Origin of the sequence: Microbacterium sp. CFBP 8794, assembly GCF_014841235.1 — a bacterium.
GTDB lineage: Bacteria > Actinomycetota > Actinomycetes > Actinomycetales > Microbacteriaceae > Microbacterium.
In genome coordinates, this window is the sequence record NZ_JACYTT010000002.1 from 114,210 (window position 1) to 128,654 (window position 14,445).

Genomic DNA, 14,445 nt, shown 5'->3' on the forward strand with positions numbered 1-14,445 from the left:
AGTAGACGACGGCGTTTCATTGGGTCACCTCGCGAAGAATGAGACGGAGAGCGGCCCTGTTCTCGGCAAGGTCGCTCGCGATGAGTTGGTGATTCTCGAGCGCGCGAAACGACACCCGGAAGCTGGGCGTGGGCTGCGGCTCGATTCCGGGTAGCCCGATCGCCGGGGGAGCGGGGAGCGGGATCTCGACGTCTCCGTCTCGCGCGTAGACGTGGCTCTCGAATGCCGGCTCATGAGCGGGGACGTGTCCTTCCCAGACGACTCCCGTCTCCTGCGCCATGGTGAGCACGTCGGTGTACGCCCAGTGGGCGTACGTCGTTCGGGGATCGGGTGCCCACCCCTCCGGCATCCCGGCCCCCGCCAGCGAGTGAACCTGGTCGTACTGAGCACCGGCGACCTCCGAGGCGGTGATGGGTGCGAGACCCCAGGAGTGCCCCATCGCCACGCTCTCGCTGTCGGCGACGGCGTCGCTCGCGCCGCGGATCTCGGCGGCGAAGTCGGCGAGACGGTCTCCCATGGCGCGCGCGAGATCCGGATCGTTCGCCTGCGACAGCCCCGTCGCCAGCGGGAGCTCAGCGAGGGCGACGGAAGGCGGGGCCCCGGCCTCATCGCCGGGGAACACCCCGTCTTTCCAGACGAAGCCGAGCACACCGGCATCCTGCTGGTTCATCCACTCCACGACCTCTTGCGGACCCCCTCCGTAGAAGCTCTGCATGCTCGTGAAGGTGCCCGGCACGTAGGTGACGGTCGCCGTCGTGGACGCCGAGGGAGTCCCGATCATCTCGATGATGCGATGCGCGGGGGCGTCGTACAGATAGAGCTGGACGTCGCCGTCGACCGCGCGCTGCAGGTAGTGCCTCTCTGCCGTGATCGCCGCGCGCTCCTCGGGGGCGAGGTGGGGGTCGTCGAGGGAACGCTGAAGTGCTGCCACGCGATCCGCGGCGTTCTCGCGGTTGGCGGCCACCCGAACGAGCGGGGGCAGCCCACCGAGGGCGCCCAGGACGACCGGGATCGCGGCGAGCAGGGCGGAGCGGGCCGCAGGGTCGTCGATGCCGTCCCACCACGCCCGGACCTCGTCGTCGTCGGGTGGGAACTGCTCGAGAAGCGTCATCCAGTCGGGGTGGAGGGCGAGCAGCTCACTGATCTGCTGCTCCGCGTCGGCCCGAGACAGGCGCTCCAGGATGGAGATCCCCAGGCGGCGGGTCGCGGCCCGCGGGGCGAGCGCGTCGATCGACGGTGCGGGGGCGAAGAACAGAGCGGCGCTCCATCGCCCGTTCTCGCTCATCCCACGGGCGGCGGCCTCGATCGCCGCCGCGCACTCCTCGCCGCGGGTGCGCACGACCTCGCGGGCCTCGGACAGCAGCTCCTCGGCACGGACGCGGAGGGCCGCTCCGGTATCGGCGGCGCCCTGGGCAGGGTTCTGAGCAGCCGTCTCGAGCGTCTCGGTGAGACCCCGTCGATGCAGGTCGACGGCATCCACGGCCCGGCCCTGCGCCCAGGCGAGGGTCTCGGCGTACCGGTGCAGGCTGGCCGCGCACTCGACCAGCACCTGGGCGACGACCGACCAGTCGTCGGCGGCGGAGGTGCGGCGGAGCGAGAAATCGTCTGCGGCCTCACCCTGCCAGGCGTCGTGCACGGAGACGGCGAACAGCCGGTCGGCGAGCCCCACCGCCGCGTCGGACAGCTGGGTCCAGGCGCGGGCGGCGGAGAAGATCTGGTCGGGGCGACCGGGGATCAGGACGAGGGGGTCGGCGACGGAGGCGAGATCACCCATGCGCTGCTGCCGCCGCCTCGTCGGCCTCGTCGTAGGCATCCGCGGAAGCACGCAGGCGCGAGGCGATCTGCTCCGTCTCGACGAGTCGGCTGCGCCACGCACGCAGAAGAAGCGCCGAGAAGGATGCGGTCGCCGCGGCCAGTCCGCCGTGACCGAACTCGACGCGGGGGAGTGGGGCGGCGAGAGGCGCTTCGTCGCGTATGCCCTGCACCCGGGCGGCGATCTCGCGCACCGCTTCGGTGTCGATGGAGAACGACGTCATGAGGGCTCCCGCGGTGGGTCGGCGAAGGGGACGCGAGCATCGTAGGCTCACCGCGCCCGGCCGCCGGCAGAACTCTCCACAGGGTGAAGAGGGGGTGATGCCGTCGACGTGTGAGGGTGAGGTCACCCGAGCAGCAGGGCCACCGCGAACAGCACGGGAAGGCACCCGACGGTGGAGAGGAACACCACATCGCGCGACAGGATCTCGCCGACGCCGTACCGCTGCGCGAAGTTGAACACGTTCTGCGCCGTCGGGAGCGCGGCGAGAACGACGACCACGAACACCTGGTCGTCGGGCAGACCGAACCACAAGGCGACGAGCCACGCCAGAGCGGGCATGGCCACGAGCTTCAAGACCGACGCGATGACGACGTCGACGCGACGCCCGGGTTCGGTCAGCACCCGCTGTCCGTACAGCGACATGCCGTACGACATCAGCAGAACCGGCACGCACGCCCCCGCGATGAGGTGCAGCGGGTCGAAGACGATCGGCGGCAGGTCGATACCGAGCACCGCGACGAGCACACCCAGCGCTGATCCGATGAGCATCGGGTTCTTGGCCGTCTGCGTCACGATCCGCTTGACGGAGCGGGAGCCCGAGGTGACGGCATCCAGGATCGACAGCGCGATCGGCATGAGCACGAGCAGCTGGAACAGGATGACGGGAGCCGAGAACGCCGCGTTGCCGAGCATGTAGAGCGAGATCGGGATGCCGATGTTGTTGCTGTTGACCTGGCCCGCCGACAGCGCGCCGATGACCGTCTCGCCGACCGGGCGACGCAGGATCAGCGCCGAGACGAGGGTGTACAGGCCGATGATCACGGCCGCGGTGATCATCGACACCGGCAGAAGCGCCGAGAACAGCGTCGCCACGTCGGCGCGGGCGAGCACCGTGAACAGCAGGAAGGGTGAGAGCACGTAGAACGTCAGGCGACTCAGAACGTGGCGCGCGTGCGGCCCGAGCAGATCGATGCGGGCGATCACGTAGCCCACCACCACGGCGAGGCCCACGACCGCGAAGCCGGTGAGGACGCCGGTCACGCGAAGACCCGGCGGGGCAGAGGAGCGGGGGTGGGAGGCATCGATTCGAGCGTAACGGGGGCGGAGACGGTCGCGATGCACGGTCGGCTCTCGCAGCGAGGAGGCAGACGAGGCTTGAGGGGGTGGCGCCTCGGAGGGCCTCACCCTCGACGATCGCCGACGGCTGAGGGGATCAGCGCTCGATGGCCGCCTTCACCGCGTTCTCGAGGTCGTTCACGCTCTGGAGGACGAGCGGGGCGCCGTCGACGAAGAACGTGGGAGTGCTGCGCACGCCGAGCGCGCGGGCATCGTCGAAGTCCGATTTCACCCGGGCGCCGGTCGCCGGGTCTGCGACCGCCGCGTCGTACGCCGCCATGTCGAGTCCCATCTCGGCGGCGTATCGGCGGAAGGTCTCGGCCTGTGACTCCTGCGCCTCGCCCCAGCTGCTCTGCGTCTGGAAGAGGCGGTGGTACATATCCTCGAACCGGTCCTGCTGGCCGGCGGCCTCGGCCGCGACGGCCGCAGTGGTGGAGTTCGCGTGGCCCGGGAGGGGGAAGTAGCGGACGGCGTACGTGATGCGCCCCGCGTACTTCTCACGCAGCTCCTCGACCACGGGGTACGTCGCGCCGCACGCTTCGCATTCGAAGTCCAGGAACTCCACGACCGTCACCGCGTCTTCGCCGCCGTCGTCCATGACCTGGGTGTCGTCTCGAATGATCGCGGGGTTCGCCGACGGGCCGGGGGACTGGGCTCGGTCGACGAGGAAGGCGACCAGCCCGGCGACGATGAGGATCGCGAGCGCCGCGGCGGTCACGGTGAAGGGTGTGAAGAGGGATTTCATGGCTCAGTGATGGTCCTCGGGCGCGTGGTCGTGCGCGGTGGTGTGGTGGTCGGCGGGGTCATGGTCGGCCTCGAGGATCATCCCGACGGAGGTGGCGCAGGCGTCGCCGCGCCAGGCTTCCCGCCCCTCGCGCAGGGCGAACGCGGCGATGACGAGGCCCGCGACGGCGTCGGCCCACCACCAGCCGAACACCCCGTTCAGGACGAGGCCGGTGAGCACCGCAGCCGACAGGTACGTGCAGATCAGCGTCTGCTTCGAGTCGGCGACGGCGGTCGCCGACCCGAGCTCGCGGCCCGCGCGCCGCTCGGCCAGCGAGAGGAAGGGCATGATGACGACGCTGAGCGCCGTGAGGGCGATGCCGACGGGGGAGTGTTCGACTTCGACGCGGCCCACGAGGGCGAGACCGGAACTGACCGTGACGTAGGCGGCGAGGGCGAAGAACGCGACCGCGATGACGCGAAGAGTGCCCTTCTCCCATCGCTCGGGTTCGCGTCGAGTGAACTGCCACGCGACGGCGGCCGCCGAAAGCACCTCGATGGTCGAGTCCAGGCCGAAACCGATGAGGGCCGACGATGAGGCGATCGTTCCCGCCGTGAGGGCGATGACGGCCTCGACGACGTTGTAGACGATCGTGGCGGCGACGATCAACCGGATGCGGCGCTGCAGGACGCTCCGCCTATCGGTCGCGGCATCGCTCATGCGCACGTGCACGTCTCACCCGCGCAGCAGTCGGGCTCGACGTGGAGGACGACGCGCAGCAGCTCATCCAGCGCCGGCGCGAGGTGCGCGTCGGCGAGCCGGTACCAGGTGCGGCGCCCGTCGGGCACGGCCTCGACGAGACCGCAGCCGCGCAGACACGCCAGCTGATTCGACATCACCTGACGCGACACCCCGAGCGTGTCCGCCAGGTCGGACGGATACGCCGGAGCTTCCCGCAGAGCGAGGAGCACCCCCGCGCGCGTTCCGTCGGACAGAGCGTGCCCCAGGCGTGCCAGTGCGGCGGTGTGGGTCGCGGTGGCGCTCGGTGCGATCGTCGACATGCGGCCAGGATACAGAAAATCGTGAATTAAGCGAAACGTGTATCAAGACGTTCTCCGTCGTGAGCGCTTTTCCGGCAACGGCACGTCGCGGCGGGTGAGTTCGTCGACATGCGAGGCGCCGGCCGTGGGTGCTCGCGCGGTCGGCACGCCGTGCGCGGATGCGGATCTCGTCAGAGCGCACGTGCTCGGCATTTGCTGCGTGCTCTGCAGCGCGTCGGGGGTTCTTTCGCTCGATGCAGCCCATCCAGGGCTACGCCGATAATGCACATTATGTCAGCTTGAAGAGGAACGACCCTTCCCCGGCACCCACACGACCGGCGGCGATCCCTCGACCCGATCAGGTCAGAACACGTCCGACACGACTCCGGCGGCGATGGCACCCGCCGCGAGCAGCAGAAAAACCGCGAGGGCGATGCGCGCCCCGACGCCCCGCCCCGCCGTTCGGCGCGATCGCGCGCCGCTCAGGAGTGCGACGCTGCCCGCGACGAGGCTCCCGCAGGCGAAGACACCGAGACCGAGAAGAAGGCTCGCGCCGATTTCAGGCGTGTGAAGGTAGCCGAGAAGCAGCGCCCCCGCGTAGACGATCGCCGCCGTGACGACACCCGCCAGCACTCGTGCGCCGATATCGCGCCAGAACTTCTCTTCGCGGACCCACACTCCGACCCAGCCCCAGGGGCCGGTCGACGGGGTGTCACTTTCCACAGGCACGTGTGCACCCTAGCGTCCCCGCCGCGAAGGGATACGCTGCACCTCGTGTGCACGCGAATCTTCTGGAACACCAACGACGTCGCCAAGACCGTCAGCCGCTGTATGGATTGGGCCGTCAGCGACGAGCCCGAGCTGTGGTTCCTGCCCCGCGGCACGGCCCGCGACGGCCGGGCCGACGACCATTCGCTGACCTGGACGTCGGCCTACGCGAGCGTCGTGACCAGCATGTGGGGCATGGGGACCGTCGACGGCCTCAACGAGAAGGGGCTCGGCGCCCACGCCCTGTACCTCGACCCCACTGACGTCGAGTTTCCCGAGCCCGACGGGCGGCCCTCGGTCGCCAACGCCCTGTGGGTGCAGTACCTGCTCGACAACTTCGCCACCGTGGCCGACGCCGTCGCCCACATCGACCGCGTGCGCATCACCTCGCCGTTGTTCCGCGGCATCCAGCTCGGGGTGCACATCGCCCTCGAAGACGCCTCCGGAGACTCCGCGATCATCGAGCCTCTCGGGGGCGAGTTGGTCGTGCACCACGGCCCCGAGTACACCGTGATGGCCAACTCCCCCACCCTCGACAAGCAGCTCGAGAACCTCGCCCGGTACCGTCCCTTCGGCGGTGAGTTCCCCCCGCCCGGCGACATCACCTCGACCGACCGGTTCGTGCGCTCGGCGTACTTCCTGCACTACCTGCCCGAGCCCGAGAACACCGAAGAGGCCGTGGCGGGAGTGTTCCAGCTCATCGCCAACGTCTCGGTCCCCTACGGCGCACCGTACTCGACGGGCGACGTGTACCCCACCTGGTGGCGCGCCGGGGCCGACCTCACGAACCGGGTCTACTACTTCGGTTCGACGCGGAGCCCGAACATCTTCTGGGTCACCCTCGACGACCTGGCCGACACCACCGAGGTACGAAAGATCGACCCGCGCGAGCTCACGCTCGTCGGAGACCAGACCGCCCATCTCGAGCCTGCGGCGCTGCTGTACTGAGCAACATGCTCCGCTGCTGAGACCGCCGGGCGTCCAGGGCGCGGGTCAGCGCACCCAGCTCGACGTCACGTCGAGCACGCGTGCTCCTGACAGGTCGCTGATCGATAGACCGGCGAAGCGCACGGCGGCCTCCGACGTCTGCCAACGGAAGCGCGGGGCATCGGTGAGCGCCGCCTCGATGACGGTCTCGGCGGCCTCGTCGGCGGGCTGCGCGTTCGCGAACGACGTCGCTGCGCGGTCGAGGTAGGCCTGCTGCTGGGCGGCGTACGGGCCCGGCGCCGCGCGGTGCACCGAGTCGACGAACGACGAGGCGACGGCCGCGGGCTCGACGATCGACACGTCGATGCCGAACGGGGCGACGACCGGCGCGAGCGACTGCATGAGTCCCTCCACGGCGAACTTCGCCGCGCAGTACGCGTCGGAGAACGGCTGGCCCACCACTCCCCCGACGCTCGTCACCGTGACGATGCGGCCGCTCCCCTGTTCGCGCATACCGGGGAGCACGAGACGCGTCAGTCGCGCAACCGAGAGGTAGTTCGTCTCCAGCTGCTCCTGCAGCTGCGCGTCGGTGAGCTGCTCGAGCGTGCCGACGGCGCCGCGCCCGGCGTTGTTGACGAGGATGTCCACCGGGCCGACCGCGTCGACGAGGGCCTGGGCGACCGCGGCATCCGTCACGTCCAGCGCGCGGATGTCGAGTTCGACACCGGCGTCGGATGCCGCGGCGCGCAGCGCGTCGGCGCGCCCGGTGTCGCGCACGGTGGCGACGACCCGTGCGCCGCGCTGAGCGAGGCCGATGGCCGTGTGCAGGCCGATTCCGCTGGTGGTTCCGGTGACGATCGCGAGAGTCATGAGGACATCGTCGCGCATGAATCCATGGACCGGGTGTGCGGTCAGCGCTCAGTCAAGCCTGCGATGCTCACGCGATGTCGCGCGATATCTGGGACGCACCCGTTCGCCTGCCACGACGAGCTCTGAGCGTGCTCTGCGGGTCGCTTTTCGTCGTTGCCGTCGCGGTCTTCGCCGCGGTGATGGCCGTGAGTGCGCGCGACGACGGGCGCACGCAGGTGCTCATCGCGTCGATGGATGCCGAATCCCTCGCCGCGGCGAGTGCCCTGGCATCCGCGGTTCTGTTCTTCTTGCTCGTCTGCGCCATTCGCGCACCGCGCTGGTGGTTGCTGCTCTTCGTCCCGCTGCGGTTGGCGGCGTTCGGGGCGATGCTCGTGGCCGGGCTCCTCGGCGTGCTGACGGGCGGGGGCACGGTGGTGCCCCTCGTTGCCCAGGGCTGCGAGACCGGCTACGTCGTGAGCGAGCGTCCGTTCCTGCTCTCGGCGCGGATCGAGGTCCTGCGTCCCGAGGGAATTCTCGCCACCTCCGTCGCACACGTGTCGACCGACGATGGGCACACGCCCTTCTCGCAAGGCTCGTACATGGTCGTCGTCGACGGTGATCTCCTGCGCGTGTGGCACACGTTCGACAGCGCGACCGAGCCGCTGGGCGCTGTCGGCGAGCCTCGGTTCGTGCTCCCCCGCATCGTCGATCCGGGCGACGTGCGGTGCGGCCTGGCGGGAGGGCCCGAGCCGGTCACTGCGCTCCCATCGCCAACGGTCGCCCCCGATCCTGACGGTGGCCCTCGACCGACCGCCGCGGGTGACCCTCGGGTCGAGGTCGTGCGGCTGGCCGCCCTCGTCGTGAACTCCGCGATAGGTCCGGTTACGGATGCCGCGGGCGCACCCGTCGCGATCCCCTCGGCCGCCGAGCTGCCCTGCGATGGAGCGACGGGCATCGATCTCGCCCTTTCCACAGGCGACAATGCTCGCTCCTACTCGGCGATCCTGGCCGCCTTCGACGCAGCCGGATTCGCGACGGACCGCGCGATGCAGGAGGACCTCCGGTATGACGGCGTCGTGCGTGTGTCGGCCCGCGATCGCTCGACGATCGACGGGATGCTGCACTTCGTTCTTGGTGCGGAGTGCCGCACGTCCTGACCCGCCGATCCCCTCCCCCGCAGCCTCTTACCCCCGGGCACTCACCCGGATGAGGAACGCCCCTGGCTCCCGGTCGCTGTCGAGCTCGACGAGCAGACCACGCTCGGGCAGATCGATCTGCACCTGCGTCGATGCCTGGCACGGCAGCACCAGCGGCTCGCCGATGGCCGTCCCCGCCGAGGTCGAGATGCGCCCGGTCACCGCGTCAGGTCCGGCGCAATCGATCGTGACCGCGTAGGCGCCGGGGTCGATCGTCTGGTTGTCGCTGCGGAACGGAGCGACGCCGCCCGGGTCGCCGAACGTGCCCCAGGACTGCCAGAGGAAGTCGCCGGGTGCGGCGGCGGCCACCTCATCGTCGAAGTACCCCGCCCACGGGTCGGGGGTCACGGACGGCGACGCGGAGGGCGACGGCGTCGTCTCGCGCGCGACGGCGCCGGGTGAGGGCGCCGCGTTGTCGTCTCCGGTGCATCCGGTGAGTGCGATGGCCGCTACGGCGACGGTCGCGAGGGAACAGAACGTCCTGGTCGAGGGGGACATCCGGCGATCCTAGGCGCCCGTGGCCGCCCGGGCCAGGGTGTGGACGATTCCGGATACCGAGCCCCGGCCCGTCATCCGCGCGGCGTCAACTCCACCCACTGCCCGCCGAACTTCGGCGCGCGGCCGTCGCCCGACGAGGTGCCGGCCAGGCGACGTCGCACCCACGGCGCGACGTGCTCGCGGTAGTAGGCCGAGCCCCTCAGCCGCTCGATCTCAGGGATCTCGCGCAGGCGCCACCACTCCTCCGGTGCCGTCAGACCGACCGACTCGAGCACGCGCGCGGCGACGCGGTGATGTCCACGGGTGTTCATGTGCAGTCGGTCGATCGACCAGAACTCCCCGCCGGCGAGCTCGCGGTCGAACCAGTTGTACGCCGTGATGACGTCGGTGCGAGACGCGAGGCGTTCCTCGACGGCTCTCGACAGCCGGTCGCCGCGCACCTGCAGCACGCGCCCGAGGGGAAGCCCCGCCGAGGGGTTGGCCCCCGAGAGCACGATCAGCTGCACCCCCTCGTCGTCGCACCGGCGCAGCACATGCTCGAACAGGCCGACGATGCGCTCGAGGTCGGCGCGCGGACGCAGCATGTCGTTGCCCCCGCCGTTGAACGACAGGTGCGTCGGCTTCAGCGCAAGCGCCGGTTCGAGCTGCTGTTCGACGATCGGCTCGATGAGCTTGCCGCGGATCGCGAGGTTCGTGTACTCGATCGGTTCGCCGGTGGCATCCGCCCATCCCTGAGCGGCGAGGTCGGCCCACCCCCGCACGGTTCCGTCGGGCAGTTCGTCGCCGACTCCTTCGGTGAACGAGTCGCCGATCGCGACGTAGCGGACGGATGCCATGGGTCGAGCCTACGCGCGGGGCCCACCCCTTCGAGTGTCCACGACACGCCGCGTCCGTCGGGGCGAGCACGGCGTGTCCTGGACACTCGACGGTGTGTGGCGACGGGTCACGCCAGCGCGCGTCCCCGCTGCTCGCGCAAGAACGGCGCGGCGAGCACGGCGACGGTTCACGCCAGCGCGCGACCCCGCTGCTCGCGTAAGAACAGGGCCGCGACCACGGCGACGGCGAAGAACGCCGCGAAGACGATGAACAGCACCGGGGCGCCGCCCAGGGCGAGCAGCGGCGGCACCGCCAGCGGGGCGAGGATCGAGGCGATCCGTCCCACACCGGCCGCCCACCCGGCACCCGTTGCGCGCAGCGCCGTCGGGTACGTCTCGGGCGTGGCGGCGTACAGGGCGCCCCAGGCGCCCAGGTTGAAGAACGACAGCATCATGCCCGTGGCGATCAGCGACACCTCGCCCGACGCGGTGCCGAACAGCACCGCAGCGACGGCCGAACCCGCGAGGAAGGTGGCGAGCGTCGCGCGCCGGCCCCACGCCTCGATGAGCCACGCGGCGACCGCGTACCCGGGCAGCTGCGCGAGAGTGATGATGAGCGTGAAACCGAACGAGCGCACGAGGTCGTAGCCCTGGGCGACGAGGATCGTCGGAATCCAGATGAAGGCGCCGTAGTACGAGAAGTTGACGCAGAACCACAGCACCCACAGGCTCGCCGTGCGCGCGCGGAGCGACCGCGACCACAGGGCGCCCACGCGTGCGCGCGGGGCGGGAGCGGATGCCGCGACTCCCTCGGACGAGGGCTCGAGCGAGATGCGCCCGGCGGCGGCCTCGAGATCGCGCACGATCGCGACCGCCTCGCTGTTGCGACCGCGTGAGGCCAACCAGCGCGGCGACTCGGGGAGTCCCCACCGCACGATCAGGGCGTACACGGCGGGGATCGCACCGAGCGCGAACGCCCACCGCCACCCGTCGGCCGACGCGGGGACGACGAAGTACCCGATGAGTGCGGCGGCGGTCCACCCGACGGCCCAGAACGCTTCGAGGAACACGATCAGGCGCCCGCGGATACGCGCCGGCGCGAACTCGCTCACGTAGGTCGAGGCCACGGGCAGCTCCGCACCGAGGCCCAGCCCCACCACGAAGCGCAACACCAGCAGGGCGCCGAGGCCCCCGACCAGGGCGCTCGCCCCGGTTGCCACGCCGTAGACCAGCAGCGTCAGGGCGAACACCTGGCGTCGACCGAAACGGTCGGCCAGCAGCCCGCCGAGGCTCGCCCCGATCGCCATCCCGGCGAAGCCCGCCGAGGCGATCCACGACGCCTGCGTGGGCGCGAGCTGCCACTGCACCGCCAGTGCGGCGATGACGAACGAGATGAGCCCGACGTCCATGGCATCCAGAGCCCAGCCCAGACCCGACCCCGTGAGGATCTTGCCGTGACGGCGGGTGAACGGCAGCGCGTCGAGGCGTTCGGACACCCGCACGGTGTCGGTCGTCGTGGTCACCGGATGCCGGGCAGGTCGGCGTCGACGGAGAGATCGGTGTCGGCGAGCATCTCGCGCACCAGCGGAAGCACGCGGGTGCCGTACAGCTCGATGCCCGACATGAGTCGGTCGTGCGAGATGGAACCGCTGGCGAACTTCATCTGGAAGCGCGAGGCGCCGAGCACGCGCACGGTGGCGGCGATCTTGGTGGCCACGGTCTCGGGCGAACCGATGTACATCGAGCCCTCGGGGCCGACGTCCTGCTGGAAGCGCAGGCGGTTGTAAGCGGGCCAGCCGCGTTCGCGACCGATCGTCGTGTTCAGCTCGGCGACGCCCTCGTACGCTTCGTCCCACGCCTGCTGGTCGGTCTCGGCGACGTGGCCGGGCGAGTGCACCGAGATCGGCATGGCGGGCTTGCCGAGCTCCTGCAGCGAGCGGCGGTACAGATCGGCGAAGGGGCGGAACCGGGCCGACGACCCGCCGATGATGGCGAGCACGAGGCCGTAGCCGTAGCGTGCGGCGCGCACGACCGACTCCGGCGAACCGCCGACGCCGACCCACGCCTTCAGGCCGTTCTCGGTCTTGGGGTACACGTCGGCATCCTGGAGCCCGGCCCGCGTGCGTCCCGACCAGGTGACGGGCTTCTCGTCGAGCAGCAGCGAGAACAGCTCGAGCTTCTCTTCGAACAGCTGCTCGTAGTCGCTGAGGTCGTAGCCGAAGAGCGGGAACGACTCGATGAACGACCCGCGCCCGAGGATGACCTCGGCGCGACCGTTCGAGACGGCGTCGAGCGTGGCGAATCGCTCGTACACGCGCACCGGGTCATCGGACGACAGCACGGTCACCGCGGTGCCGAGATGGATGTTCGAGGTGCGGGCAGCGGCGGCGGCGAGCACGATCTCGGGGCTCGTAACCGCGAAGTCCTTGCGGTGGTGCTCCCCCACGCCGAAGAACGACAGGCCCACCTGATCGGCGAGCACGGCCTGCTCGACGACGTTGCGGATGGTCTGTGCGTCGGACTGGAGCGACCCGTCGGGGCCGCGCGAGATGTCTCCGAAGGTATCGAGGCCGAGCTCGACGGGGGTGGCGTCCATGGGGTCTCCTTGCATTCGGATGAATGAACTTTACGCGAGGACGAAACATTCCCCGCATCGGCGGAGGGGCGCCGCGATCGCGACGCCCCTCCCCTTGCTCAGCCGGAGGCCAGAGCCGCCCGCAGTGTGTCGAGACCGACGCCGCCGATGTCGAGCGCACGCGTGTGGAACTGCTTCATCGAGAAGTCGGCGCCGCGGCGCTCCTGCTCCTCGTCGCGCACCTGCTCCCAGATGCGCTGGCCGACCTTGTAGGCCGGCGCCTGCCCGGGCCAGCCGAGGTAGCGGTTGACCTCGAAACGCACGAACTCCTCGCTCATGTTGACGTTCTTCAGCATGAAGGCGAGGGCGTAGTCGTGGTCCCACGTGCCGGTTCCGTCGAGGCGCGGCTTGCCGAGGTGCACACCGATGTCGAGCACCACGCGCGCCGCGCGCATGCGCTGACCGTCGAGCATGCCCAGGCGATCGGCCGGGTCGTCGAGGTAGCCCAGCTGCTCCATCAGACGCTCGGCGTACAGCGCCCAGCCCTCGGCGTGACCGCTCGTGCCGGCCAGCAGTCGCCGCCACGAGTTGAGCTCGGCGCGGTTGTAGACGGCCTGCGCGATCTGCAGGTGGTGCCCCGGAATACCCTCGTGGTACACCGTGGTCAGCTCGCGCCAGGTGTCGAAGGTGTCGACGCCCTCGGGCACCGACCACCACATGCGCCCCGGGCGCGAGAAGTCGTCGGTCGGACCGGTGTAGTAGATGCCGCCCTCGTTGGTGGGGGCGATCATGCACTCGAGCGTGCGGATGGGCTCCGCGATGTCGAAGTGGGTGCGACCGAGCTCGGCGACGGCGTGGTCGCTCGTGCGCTGCATCCATTCCTGCAGAGCCTTCGTGCCGTGCAGCTTGCGCGACTCGTCCTTCTCGAGGAAGGCCACGGCCTCTTCGACGCTCGCACCGGGGAGGATCTCGTTCGCGATCGCCTCTTGCTCGGCGACCATGCGGGCGAGCTCTTCGACGCCCCAATCGTAGGTCTCGTCGAGGTCGATCTCGGCGCCGAGGAACTGTCGGGAGTGCAGCGCGTACATCTCGCGTCCCACACCGTCGACGTCCCCTGCGACCGGGGCGAGCTCCGACGACAGGAACGAGGCCAACGCGTCGTACGCCACGCGCGCGGCTCCCGCGTTCTGGTCGAGATCGCGGGCGAGCGAGGCGGGGAGCTGTCCCTCGGCCGGAGCGGCATTGCCGACGAACTCGGCGAAGAAGCCCGTGTCGGCGGTGTAGCGGCCGATCTGCGTCACCACCTCGGTCACCTGCCGGCGCGCGGGGACGACGCCCTCGGCGATGCCCCGACGCAGGGTCTCGACGTAGCCGTCGATCGCGGCGGGCAGGGCGCGCAGGCGCTGCGAGATCGTCGCCCAGTCGTCGGTGGTGGCGGTGGGCATGAGGTCGAAGGTCGCGCGGATGTCCTGCGCGGGCGAGGCGATGACGTTCAGGTCGCGCAGGTGCGTGCGCGCCGCGTGCTGCTCGATCATCAGATCGAGTTCGCGCACGAGGTCCATCTGCGTGACGGTGTCGATCGCATCGACGGGCTGGGCCGCCTCGAGGGCGGCCTTCGCCGCGCGTGCCTCGGCCACGAGGGCATCGGTGCCCTCGGGGCTGTAGTCGCCGAAGCGGCCGTTGTGCTCGTCGCGTCCGATGTACGTCGCCAGGGTGGGTACGCGCTCGGCCAGGGTGTCGACCCACGCGTCGGCGATCGTGTCGATCGGCGTGGGGGTGCGTTGTGCGTCAGTCATCTTTCGAGCCTAGGCAAGCCGGGGCGCAGATGCACCTCGGCCCCGGATCGCGCCGGATGCCGATACGGCAGATGACGCGGGGTCGAGGGCGCTCGGGTGCGCCAAT

General features: G+C 70.3%; 15 protein-coding genes. 2 read left to right on the plus strand and 13 right to left on the minus strand.

What is annotated here, in order from left to right:
- Positions 1-16 precede the first annotated feature (16 nt).
- From IFU19_RS04235 to IFU19_RS04265, 7 genes are all read right to left on the minus strand, one after another.
- Complete coding sequence (locus tag IFU19_RS04235; protein ID WP_192013007.1) at positions 17-1,774, minus strand: putative T7SS-secreted protein; 1,758 nt, start codon at positions 1,772-1,774, stop codon at positions 17-19.
- The gene (locus IFU19_RS04240) at positions 1,767-2,036 is read right to left on the minus strand and encodes a hypothetical protein (protein ID WP_192013008.1); all 270 of its coding nucleotides are present in this window, start codon (positions 2,034-2,036) and stop codon (positions 1,767-1,769) included. The genes IFU19_RS04235 and IFU19_RS04240 overlap by 8 nt, the downstream gene beginning before the upstream one ends.
- A 122-nt stretch (positions 2,037-2,158) precedes the next feature.
- A complete protein-coding gene (locus tag IFU19_RS04245; protein WP_055837505.1) occupies positions 2,159-3,076 on the minus strand; it encodes an AEC family transporter in 918 nt (305 codons plus the stop codon).
- Positions 3,077-3,248: 172 nt separating this feature from the next.
- Complete coding sequence (locus IFU19_RS04250) at positions 3,249-3,896, minus strand: DsbA family protein (RefSeq protein ID WP_192013009.1); 648 nt, start codon at positions 3,894-3,896, stop codon at positions 3,249-3,251.
- Positions 3,897-3,899: 3 nt separating this feature from the next.
- Positions 3,900-4,595: a cation diffusion facilitator family transporter gene (locus tag IFU19_RS04255; RefSeq protein ID WP_192013010.1), complete on the minus strand. Its 696-nt coding sequence runs from the start codon at positions 4,593-4,595 to the stop codon at positions 3,900-3,902.
- Positions 4,592-4,936 (minus strand): ArsR/SmtB family transcription factor, encoded by a 345-nt coding sequence (locus IFU19_RS04260; RefSeq protein WP_055837498.1) that lies wholly within the window; start codon positions 4,934-4,936, stop codon positions 4,592-4,594. The genes IFU19_RS04255 and IFU19_RS04260 overlap by 4 nt, the downstream gene beginning before the upstream one ends.
- A gap of 342 nt (positions 4,937-5,278) precedes the next feature.
- Positions 5,279-5,644: a hypothetical protein gene (locus tag IFU19_RS04265; RefSeq protein ID WP_191915134.1), complete on the minus strand. Its 366-nt coding sequence runs from the start codon at positions 5,642-5,644 to the stop codon at positions 5,279-5,281.
- Positions 5,645-5,689: 45 nt separating this feature from the next.
- Here IFU19_RS04265 and IFU19_RS04270 point away from each other — a divergent pair, with 45 nt between their 5' ends.
- Positions 5,690-6,631 (plus strand): linear amide C-N hydrolase, encoded by a 942-nt coding sequence (locus tag IFU19_RS04270; protein WP_192013011.1) that lies wholly within the window; start codon positions 5,690-5,692, stop codon positions 6,629-6,631.
- A 45-nt stretch (positions 6,632-6,676) separates the two neighbouring features.
- On the opposite strand, the gene IFU19_RS04275 is transcribed toward IFU19_RS04270, so the two are convergent.
- The gene (locus tag IFU19_RS04275) at positions 6,677-7,480 is read right to left on the minus strand and encodes an SDR family NAD(P)-dependent oxidoreductase (protein ID WP_192013012.1); all 804 of its coding nucleotides are present in this window, start codon (positions 7,478-7,480) and stop codon (positions 6,677-6,679) included.
- Positions 7,481-7,554: 74 nt separating this feature from the next.
- Here IFU19_RS04275 and IFU19_RS04280 point away from each other — a divergent pair, with 74 nt between their 5' ends.
- The gene (locus IFU19_RS04280; RefSeq protein WP_192013013.1) at positions 7,555-8,616 is read left to right on the plus strand and encodes a hypothetical protein; all 1,062 of its coding nucleotides are present in this window, start codon (positions 7,555-7,557) and stop codon (positions 8,614-8,616) included.
- Between the two features lie 27 nt (positions 8,617-8,643).
- Here the strand turns inward: IFU19_RS04280 and IFU19_RS04285 are convergent, their stop codons facing one another.
- From IFU19_RS04285 to IFU19_RS04305, 5 genes are all read right to left on the minus strand, one after another.
- Entirely contained in the window at positions 8,644-9,153 is a 510-nt protein-coding gene (locus tag IFU19_RS04285) for a hypothetical protein (protein ID WP_192013014.1), read from the minus strand.
- A gap of 71 nt (positions 9,154-9,224) precedes the next feature.
- Positions 9,225-9,989 carry an SGNH/GDSL hydrolase family protein gene (locus tag IFU19_RS04290; protein ID WP_192013015.1) on the minus strand — a complete coding sequence of 255 codons (765 nt, stop codon included), beginning with the start codon at positions 9,987-9,989 and terminating at the stop codon, positions 9,225-9,227.
- Between the two features lie 167 nt (positions 9,990-10,156).
- Complete coding sequence (locus tag IFU19_RS04295; protein WP_055837478.1) at positions 10,157-11,491, minus strand: MFS transporter; 1,335 nt, start codon at positions 11,489-11,491, stop codon at positions 10,157-10,159.
- A complete protein-coding gene (locus tag IFU19_RS04300) occupies positions 11,488-12,564 on the minus strand; it encodes an LLM class flavin-dependent oxidoreductase (RefSeq protein WP_055837474.1) in 1,077 nt (358 codons plus the stop codon). Before IFU19_RS04300 ends, IFU19_RS04295 begins: the two co-directional genes overlap by 4 nt.
- Before the next feature lie 98 nt (positions 12,565-12,662).
- On the minus strand, positions 12,663-14,339 hold the full coding sequence (locus tag IFU19_RS04305) for a DUF885 domain-containing protein (protein ID WP_055940189.1): 1,677 nt from the start codon (positions 14,337-14,339) through the stop codon (positions 12,663-12,665).
- Positions 14,340-14,445: the final 106 nt, after the last annotated feature.

Excerpts from the sequence above, each read along its gene's own strand:
- IFU19_RS04235 (WP_192013007.1), bottom strand. The coding sequence starts at position 1,774 with ATGGGTGATCTCGCCTCCGTCGCCGACCCCCTCGTCCTGATCCCCGGT.
- IFU19_RS04240 (WP_192013008.1), bottom strand. The coding sequence starts at position 2,036 with ATGACGTCGTTCTCCATCGACACCGAAGCGGTGCGCGAGATCGCCGCC.
- IFU19_RS04250 (WP_192013009.1), bottom strand. The coding sequence starts at position 3,896 with ATGAAATCCCTCTTCACACCCTTCACCGTGACCGCCGCGGCGCTCGCG.
- IFU19_RS04255 (WP_192013010.1), bottom strand. The coding sequence starts at position 4,595 with ATGAGCGATGCCGCGACCGATAGGCGGAGCGTCCTGCAGCGCCGCATC.
- IFU19_RS04260 (WP_055837498.1), bottom strand. The coding sequence starts at position 4,936 with ATGTCGACGATCGCACCGAGCGCCACCGCGACCCACACCGCCGCACTG.
- IFU19_RS04275 (WP_192013012.1), bottom strand. The coding sequence starts at position 7,480 with ATGACTCTCGCGATCGTCACCGGAACCACCAGCGGAATCGGCCTGCAC.
- IFU19_RS04280 (WP_192013013.1), top strand. The coding sequence starts at position 7,555 with ATGTCGCGCGATATCTGGGACGCACCCGTTCGCCTGCCACGACGAGCT.
- IFU19_RS04285 (WP_192013014.1), bottom strand. The coding sequence starts at position 9,153 with ATGTCCCCCTCGACCAGGACGTTCTGTTCCCTCGCGACCGTCGCCGTA.
- IFU19_RS04290 (WP_192013015.1), bottom strand. The coding sequence starts at position 9,989 with ATGGCATCCGTCCGCTACGTCGCGATCGGCGACTCGTTCACCGAAGGA.
- IFU19_RS04300 (WP_055837474.1), bottom strand. The coding sequence starts at position 12,564 with ATGGACGCCACCCCCGTCGAGCTCGGCCTCGATACCTTCGGAGACATC.
- IFU19_RS04305 (WP_055940189.1), bottom strand. The coding sequence starts at position 14,339 with ATGACTGACGCACAACGCACCCCCACGCCGATCGACACGATCGCCGAC.